Genomic DNA, 7742 nt, shown 5'->3' with positions numbered 1-7742 from the left:
GCGGAGGCACCCGCCGCAGGGCCACCGGCGGAGGGCGTCGCGCCGTCGTGAACGCCCGGTCCGGCGGGGCGAATCGCGACAGCTCCGCCGGAGGCCGCTTCGGCAGGGCCCGGGGCTGCGGGCGCGGAGGCACCCGCCGCAGGGCCACCGGCGGAGGGCGTCGCGCCGTCGTGAACGCCCGGTCCGGCGGGGCGAATCGCGACAGCTCCGCCGGAGGCCGCTTCGGCAGGGCCCGGGGCTGCGGGCGCGGAGGCACCCGCCGCAGGGCCACCGGCGGAGGGCGTCGCGCCGTCGTGAACGCCCGGTCCGGCGGGGCGAATCGCGACAGCTCCGCCGGAGGCCGCTTCGGCAGGGCCCGGGGCTGCGGGCGCGGGGGCGCCGACCGGCGGCCCGGCAGGGGCGGGTGTCGCACCGTCGCGCACGCCCCCGCCGGGGGGCGACCCGGCCGTAGCGGCCGGGGCGGCGCCGCCGGTGGCGGGCGTCGCGCCGCCGCGAGGCGACCCGGCGGGGACCGCACTCGTGGCGGCGGCCGGAGGCGTGGTGCGGGCCGCGCGGAGCTCGGTGATGCGGCGGTGGAGGAGGTCGATCAGGCCGGCGGCGGTGACGGGGCCGTGGGAGAGCTGCATGACGGAGAGGAGCTGGGGAACTGCGGCCACGACGTCCGCGACGGCGGAGGGGTCGGCGTCGGCGGGGGCGGGCCGGGTGAGGGACCAGGCGTCGAACAGGGCCAGCCAGCCCCGCAGCGCGGCCGTGTCGTCGCGGTCCCAGGCGCGCAGGCGCCAGCCGGCCCGGACGCCGCCGCCGTCGGGGCCCGGCTCGATGAGGCCGGCCAGGCGGGCGCGCCCCCAGTGGTCGCGGACCTGGCTGATGGTCATCCCGAGGTCGGAGGCCGCCTGCACGGGCACCGCCTCGGGCGAGGCACCGGTGCGCTGGGCCCAGCGGGCGAGGCTGACCGCGCCGGCGAGCTGGGCGCGGGCATGGCGGGCGAGCTCGCCCTGTGGGGCGATGCCCCGGGGTGGGGCGGGGGCACGTCGCCCCGGGTGGCTCCGCCGGGCGGCGGCGGCGCGCTGGAGGGGGGCCTGCTGGACAAGTCGCAACCGGGGCTCACGCGGAGTTCGGGACGTCACGTGAGCAGTTTCACCGCTCCGGCCGGGAAAGCCCAAACTACCGCTGCGACAGGCTCACATGAGCGGCGTCAGGAAGCGGCGCAGGCGCTCCTCGTAGGCGGCCGGATCGGCGTTCCACATCGCGGCGTGCTCGGCGCGCGGGATGACGTGGAGGGTGACGTGCGCGGGCTGCCGGGCGGCCAGCTCGCGGGAGGCGCGCCAGGGCGCCACCGTGTCGTCCGGCCCGTGCAGGATCAGGACGGGCAGGGCGGGCCCGGGGGCGGCGAGCGCGGCCTCGCCCAGCGGGCGCTCGTCCCCGCCGAGGAGGCCGTCGCCGTCGTCCGCACGGACCGCGAGCGGCAGCAGCGCCCCGGGCACGCCGCGGCGCAGCGCCAGGGCGCGCAGCGTCTCGGCGGGCTCCAGGACGGGCGAGTCGAGGACCAGCCCGGCCAGGCGGTCGCGCAGGCCGGAGCGGGCGGCGGTGCGCAGGGCCATCGCGGCGCCGGAGGACCAGCCGTAGAGAACGACCCGCCGGGCGCCGTACTCGACGGCGTAGCGCACGGCGGCCTCGGCGTCGGGCCAGGCGCCGGGGCCCAGGCGGTCGGCGCGGTCGTGCGGCGCGGGGGCGCCGGGATCGCCGCGGTAGGCGGGGATGAGCACCGGGAAGTGGTGGTGGTGCAGGAAGGGCAGGAGGTTGAGGGGGTGCGCGCGGGTGGTGCCCAGGCCGTGCAGGGCGATCACCCAGGTGTCGCGCGAGCCGGCCACGAACCAGGCGGGCAGCGGGCCCTCCTCGCCGGGGACGTAGACCTCGGTGTGCGCGATGCCGAGGGCGGAGAGCGGGTCGCCCCGGTGCAGCTCGGGGGTGAGGACGACGGTGGTGCCGGGGCTCAGCCGCCCCTCGGTGACCCGCTCCAGGCGCCGCACGACGCTGTCGGGCCCGCTGGGCTCGTCCAGCAGGGGGCCGACGACCGCGTGGCAGGAGGGGCCGGCCAGGCCGAAGGTGCCGGGCCGCAGCGTGGCCGGGGTGCGGGTGAGCACGATGCGGCCGGCGGCCGTGGAGTGCACGGTGACCCGGCCCCCGGCGAACCCGGCGGGCCGCCCGGCCCGGGGCGTGGCCAGCGCGGCCCCGCGGGCCCACCTTCCGGCCGCGACCGCGCCCACCGCGGCCCCGGCTCCCAGCACTGTGGTGACGGCAACGGCCGCCGTGATCCGCCGACGCATGTCCTCCAGCATGGTGCCCCTCGCGCCGGCCCGCCATCGGGGACGCCCCGGGCCGGACCCGCGTTCCTCCCGGGCGTGCGCCCCCCAGCGCGCGGCCCGGGCCGGGGGCGCCCTCGTCAGGGCTGCCTGTAGGTGCCCAGCCGCTCGGTGGCGGCGGCGATCTGCTCGGGGCTCAGCAGGGCGGGGGCGCGGCCGGGGACGGAGGAGGCCGCGAGCCAGAGGCGGCACAGCCACTCCAGCTGGGCGGTGTGCTCGAACGCCTGCCGCAGGCCCGCGGCGTGGACCAGCGTCCCGTGGTTGCGCAGCAGGCACCCCGTGCGCTCGCGCAGGGCGGTCAGGGCGTGGGCGGCCAGCTCCTGGGACCCGTAGGGGGCGTAGTCCGCGACCCGGACGGGGCCGCCGAAGAGGCCGGTCAGGTAGTGGATCGGGGGCAGCTCGTCCACGAGGGTGGAGACGGCCGTGGCGTGGACGGCGTGGGTGTGGACCACGGCCCGCGCCCCGGTGGAGCGGTAGACGGCCAGGTGCAGGGGCAGCTCGCTGGTGGGGGCGAGCGTTCCGGCCAGGCGGCGCCCGTCGAGGCCGACGGCGAGGAGGTCGGCCGGGCCCAGGTCCTCGTAGGGGACGGCGGTGGGTGTGACGAGGACGGCGTCGCCGACGCGGACGGAGAGGTTGCCCGAGGTTCCGACGACCAGGCCGTCGGCGGCGGTGCGGCGGGCCCAGGCGATCAGTTCGCGCCAGGCTCCTTCCCATACGGGGCGGGATGTGACAGCTTCTGGCCGCTGCGAGTTCATCTCAAGTTCACCTATTCACCTTACGTTAACGCCGCTTGGCCCTTTCCAGTCGTCCCGCCGAACGATTGCCGGTACATGGAACACATCACGCTGCTGATCGCGATCGTGATCATCACAGCCCTTGCGTTCGACTTCACCAATGGCTTTCACGACACGGCCAACGCCATGGCCACCACCATCTCGACCGGGGCCATGAAGCCCCGCGCGGCGGTCGCCATGTCGGCGGCGCTGAACCTGCTCGGCGCGTTCCTCTCCGTCGAGGTCGCCCGGACCATATCCGGCGGCATCATCGACGAGGAGGCGGGGGTCAGACCCGAGGTCATCTTCGCGGGGCTGGTCGGCGCCATCCTCTGGAACCTCCTGACCTGGCTGGCTGGCCTGCCCTCCAGCTCCTCGCACGCCCTGTTCGGCGGCCTGATCGGCGCGACGCTGGCCTCGGTCGGCACCGGCGCGGTCAACGGCGACGCCGTCGTCACCAAGGTCGTCATCCCCGCGGTGGCCGCGCCCCTGGTGGCGGGCGTCGCGGCGGTGCTGGCCACCCGCCTGACCTACCGGCTCACCCGGGACGTCGCGGACCGGCCCGGGACCGCCCGCGGCTACCGCACCGGCCAGATCGCCTCGGCGGCGCTGGTCTCCCTGGCCCACGGCACGAACGACGCGCAGAAGACGATGGGCGTGATGACCCTGGCCCTGGTCACCGGCGGCGCCCTGGCCCCCGGCTCCGACCCGCCGATGTGGGTCATCGCCTCCGCCGGCGTGGCGATCGCGCTGGGCACCTATCTGGGCGGCTGGCGGATCATCCGCACGATGGGCTCGGGCCTGACCGACATCCGGCCGCCGCAGGGCTTCGCGGCGCAGTCGAGCGCGGCGACCACGATCCTGGCCTCCTCGCACATGGGCTTCGCGCTGTCCACCACCCAGGTCTGCTCGGGCGCCGTGATGGGCTCGGGCCTGGGCCGCAAGGGCGGCGTGGTGCGCTGGTCCACGGCGCGGCGGATGGTCGCCGCCTGGGCGCTGACCCTCCCGGCCGCGGGCGCGATCGGCGCGGTGGCCGCGCTGATCGCCGAGCGCGGCGACCTGGGCGTGGCGCTGGTCGCGGTGCTCCTGGTGGGCGCGAGCGCGGCGATCTGGGCCCGCTCCCGGCGCCGTCCGGTGGACCACTCGAATGTGAACGACACGACCGACGGCACGACCGATGACACGATCGAGGTGAACGACCGCGGTGACGGGCCGCCCGCGCCCGTCGTCACCCCCGTCCCGGTCCGCGCGGCCGGCGCCGGGACCGAGGCGGAGGTGACCGCGTGAACGTCGACTGGGCCGTCCTGGGCCAAGTGATCCTGGTCTCCGTGCTGATGACCACGGCCGTGGTGGGCCTGTTCTCCCTCGGCATCCGCGCCGGCGCCGGCGGCGGCCGGGCCGCGGAGGGCACGCCCGGGACCAACGCCGCGACCCGCGCGGCCGGTTACCTCTGCTTCGCGCTGTGCGCCGCGGCCGTGGCCTACGGCATCTGGATCATCGCCACCTAGCCGCGGCGGCCTCCGGAAGCCGCGGCACCCGGGCGGCAGCGGCGCGGCTTGCGCCGAACCGCCAGCGCCCGTCGGCCGGGCGTCCGGCGACCCGGTGGCGGCAGCAGCCGCGTTCCGCGCCGCCGGAGCGACTGCCGCCGCACCACGGGCGCGCCCTCGCGGTGGCCGCCGCCGCGACCGGCGGGAAACGGCCGCGCGCCATTCGGGCGTTGACGCGCGCCACCGTGGCGGTCCGGCGCGGCGGGCCCCGACACATGAGGGACGGATCACGTAACGCACGGTTGACGGAGCTTCCGGGGCATGGTGGACTCAACGCTGCCAAACGGCGGCAGGAGAGGAAGCCGGTGCGAATCCGGCGCGGTCCCGCCACTGTCACCGGGGAGTGCTCCCCCACCGTGCGTCACGGCCCCGCGAGGGGCTGGAAGGCCGGGGGAAGCGCCGATCCGGGAGCCAGGAGACTCTCACCGCCGGTCACGTCGAACGCAGGGCGCGGACCCTGAGTGAGGACATACGCCATGCCCGGCCCCCGCAGCGGCCCCCTGCCCACAGCCCTGTCCCCGCGAGGTTCCGCCACGGGCCGCTGACGACCCGATGCGCGCCTCCTCCCCCCGCCTCGCCGCGGCCACCGCCGCCGGTCTGCTCCTGGGTTACCTCGGCGACGTGCTGGCCGGCGACCCCCGACGCGGCCACCCCGTGGCCGCGTTCGGCCGCGCCGCCGCCGCGCTGGAGCGCCGCCTGTGGCGCGACCACCGCGCCGCCGGCGCCCTGCACGCCGCGCTGTGCGCGGCCGGGGCCGCCGCCCCCGCGCTGCTCGCCGCCCGCACCCGCCCCGGCCGTTCCGCCGCGGGCCGCGCCGCCGTCACCGCCGCCCTGGCCTGGGCCGCGCTCGGCGGCACCGGCCTGGCCCGCGAGGCGCGGGCCGTGCGCGACGCCCTCGCCGCCGGAGACCTGGACCGCGCCCGCGCCCTGCTCCCCCGCCTGTGCGGCCGGGACCCCCAGGCCCTGGACGGCCCCGGGCTGGCGCGCGCCGTCGTGGAGTCGGTGGCCGAGAACACCTCCGACGCCGTGGTCGGCGCCCTGGTCTGGGGCGCCGCGGCCGGGCCGTCCGGCCTGGCGGCCTTCCGCGCCGTCAACACCCTGGACGCGATGGTCGGTCACCGCTCCCCGCGCTACCTGCGGTTCGGCTGGGCAGCGGCCCGCCTGGACGACCTGGCCGGCTGGCCCGGCGCCCGCCTGACCGCCGCCCTGGCCACCGCCGCGGGCGGCGACCCGCGCGGCGCCGCCCGCGCCTGGCGCGAGGACGCCCGCCGCCACCCCAGCCCCAACGCGGGCCCCGTGGAGGCCGCGTTCGCCGGGGCCCTCGGGCTGCGCCTGGGCGGCACCCTCTCCTACGGCGGCCGGGTCGAGCACCGCCCGGTCCTCAACTCCCCCGGCCGTGCCGCGGACTGGGCCGACATCGACCGCGCGGTGCGGCTCTCCCGCCGGGTCGGCGCCCTGGCCCTGGCGCTGGCCGCCGCCGCGGCGTACGCCGGGAGGCGCGCGTGAACGGCCGGGGCGGAGGCGCGCTGCTGGTGGCCGGGACCACCTCCGACGCCGGCAAGAGCGTGGTGACCGCCGGTATCTGCCGCTGGCTGGCCCGCCAGGGCTGGAAGGTGGCGCCCTTCAAGGCGCAGAACATGTCGCTCAACTCCTTCGTCACCCGCGAGGGCGCCGAGATCGGCCGCGCCCAGGCGATGCAGGCCGCCGCCGCCCGCGCCGAGCCCAGCGCGCTGATGAACCCGGTGCTGCTCAAGCCCGGCGGCGACCGCACCAGCCAGGTCGTGCTGCTGGGCCGCCCCGCCGGGGAGCTGTCCGCCCGCGGGTACCACGAGGAACGCCGCGGCCGGCTGCTGGCCACCGTCACCGACTGCCTGGAGCAGCTTCGCGCCACGCACGACGCGGTGATCTGCGAGGGCGCCGGAAGCCCCGCCGAGATCAACCTCCGCCGCGGCGACATCGTCAACATGGGCCTGGCCCGCGCCGCCGGCCTGCCCGTCGTGGTCGTCGGCGACATCGACCGCGGCGGGGTCTTCGCCTCCTTCTTCGGAACGACCGCCCTTCTCTCCGCCGGGGACCAGCGGCTGATCGCGGGCTACCTGGTGAACAAGTTCCGCGGGGACGCGACCCTGCTGGACCCGGGACTCGACATGCTGCGCTCTCTGACCGGCCGCCCGGTGCTGGGCGTGCTGCCCTTCCGGCACGGCCTGGGCATCGACGAGGAGGACGGCCTGCGGATGTCGCTGCGCGGCACCGTCCGCGAGGCGAGCGCCGCCCCGCCGCACGGCCCGGACGTGCTGCGGGTGGCCGTGGTGCCGCTGCCGCTGATGTCCAACTTCACGGACGTGGACGCCCTGGCCGCGGAGCCGGGCGTGGCCGTGCGCTTCAGCGACCGGCCCGAGGAACTGGCCGACGCGGACCTGGTGATCCTGCCCGGCACCCGCGGCACCGTCCACGCCCTGGCCTGGCTGCGGGAGCGCGGCCTGGACGCCGCGCTGGCCCGCCGCGCCGCCGAGGGCCGCCCGGTGCTGGGCATCTGCGGCGGCTTCCAGATCCTGGGCGAACGCATCGAGGACGAGGTCGAGTCCAAGGCCGGGACCGTCCCGGGCCTGGGCCTGCTGCCGGTGCGGGTGCGCTTCGCCCGGGCCAAGACCCTGGCCAGACCCGGGGGCCACGCTCTGGGCGAGCCCGTCTCCGGCTACGAGATCCACCACGGGGTGGCCGAACTCACCGGCGGGGACGAGCCGTTCCTCGACGGCTGCCGCTCCGGCTCCGTCTGGGGCACCCACTGGCACGGCTCGCTGGAGTCGGACGGCTTCCGCCGGGCGTTCCTGCGCAGGATCGCCGCCGACGCCTCGCGCGCCTTCGTCCCCGCCCCCGACACCCGCTTCGGCGCGCTGCGCGAGGAGCAGTTGGAGCGCCTGGGCGACCTGATCGAGGAACACGCCGACACCGCCGCCCTGCTGCGGCTCATCGAGGAGGGCGTCCCCGACGGCCTCCCCTTCATCCCGCCGGGAGCGCCATGACCACCGCCACGACCGACGCCGGCACGCCCGCCCCGG

7 protein-coding genes and 1 riboswitch are annotated in these 7742 nt (G+C 77.7%); of the genes, 4 read left to right on the top strand and 3 right to left on the bottom strand.

All coding sequences use genetic code 11. The features are described 5' to 3' along the window. The 3 genes from RM780_RS07445 to RM780_RS07435 all read right to left on the bottom strand — a co-directional run. On the bottom strand, positions 1-1127 hold a 1127-nt coding region (locus RM780_RS07445; RefSeq protein WP_311629723.1), incomplete at its 3' end, for a hypothetical protein. A 54-nt stretch (positions 1128-1181) separates the two neighbouring features. Next, positions 1182-2327, bottom strand: a complete 1146-nt coding sequence (locus tag RM780_RS07440; protein ID WP_311629722.1) for an alpha/beta hydrolase — start codon at positions 2325-2327, stop codon at positions 1182-1184. Between the two features lie 116 nt (positions 2328-2443). Beyond that, complete coding sequence (locus RM780_RS07435; RefSeq protein ID WP_311629721.1) at positions 2444-3118, bottom strand: class II aldolase/adducin family protein; 675 nt, start codon at positions 3116-3118, stop codon at positions 2444-2446. Between the two features lie 75 nt (positions 3119-3193). Here RM780_RS07435 and RM780_RS07430 point away from each other — a divergent pair, with 75 nt between their 5' ends. From RM780_RS07430 to RM780_RS07415, 4 genes are all read left to right on the top strand, one after another. Then, the gene (locus RM780_RS07430; protein ID WP_311629720.1) at positions 3194-4423 is read left to right on the top strand and encodes an inorganic phosphate transporter; all 1230 of its coding nucleotides are present in this window, start codon (positions 3194-3196) and stop codon (positions 4421-4423) included. Then, complete coding sequence (locus RM780_RS07425) at positions 4420-4644, top strand: hypothetical protein (RefSeq protein WP_311629719.1); 225 nt, start codon at positions 4420-4422, stop codon at positions 4642-4644. The genes RM780_RS07430 and RM780_RS07425 overlap by 4 nt, the downstream gene beginning before the upstream one ends. Positions 4645-4979: 335 nt before the next feature. Next, a riboswitch (cobalamin riboswitch) is annotated at positions 4980-5104 on the top strand. A 131-nt stretch (positions 5105-5235) separates the two neighbouring features. Further along, positions 5236-6189: a cobalamin biosynthesis protein gene (locus RM780_RS07420; protein ID WP_311629718.1), complete on the top strand. Its 954-nt coding sequence runs from the start codon at positions 5236-5238 to the stop codon at positions 6187-6189. Beyond that, the gene (locus RM780_RS07415) at positions 6186-7706 is read left to right on the top strand and encodes a cobyric acid synthase (RefSeq protein WP_311629717.1); all 1521 of its coding nucleotides are present in this window, start codon (positions 6186-6188) and stop codon (positions 7704-7706) included. Before RM780_RS07420 ends, RM780_RS07415 begins: the two co-directional genes overlap by 4 nt. The last annotated feature ends 36 nt before the right edge of the window (positions 7707-7742 follow it).

It is taken from the genome of Streptomyces boetiae (assembly GCF_031845405.1).
In the GTDB taxonomy this organism is placed as follows: Bacteria; Actinomycetota; Actinomycetes; order Streptomycetales; family Streptomycetaceae; genus Streptomyces; species Streptomyces boetiae.
The sequence above is the reverse complement of the archived record's forward strand: the minus strand, read 5'-3'. Positions and strand labels throughout refer to the sequence as shown.

Coding starts and splice junctions, on each gene's coding strand:
- RM780_RS07420 (WP_311629718.1), top strand. CDS start 5,236: ATGCGCGCCTCCTCCCCCCGCCTCGCCGCGGCCACCGCCGCCGGTCTG.
- RM780_RS07435 (WP_311629721.1), bottom strand. CDS start 3,118: ATGAACTCGCAGCGGCCAGAAGCTGTCACATCCCGCCCCGTATGGGAA.
- RM780_RS07430 (WP_311629720.1), top strand. CDS start 3,194: ATGGAACACATCACGCTGCTGATCGCGATCGTGATCATCACAGCCCTT.
- RM780_RS07440 (WP_311629722.1), bottom strand. CDS start 2,327: ATGCGTCGGCGGATCACGGCGGCCGTTGCCGTCACCACAGTGCTGGGA.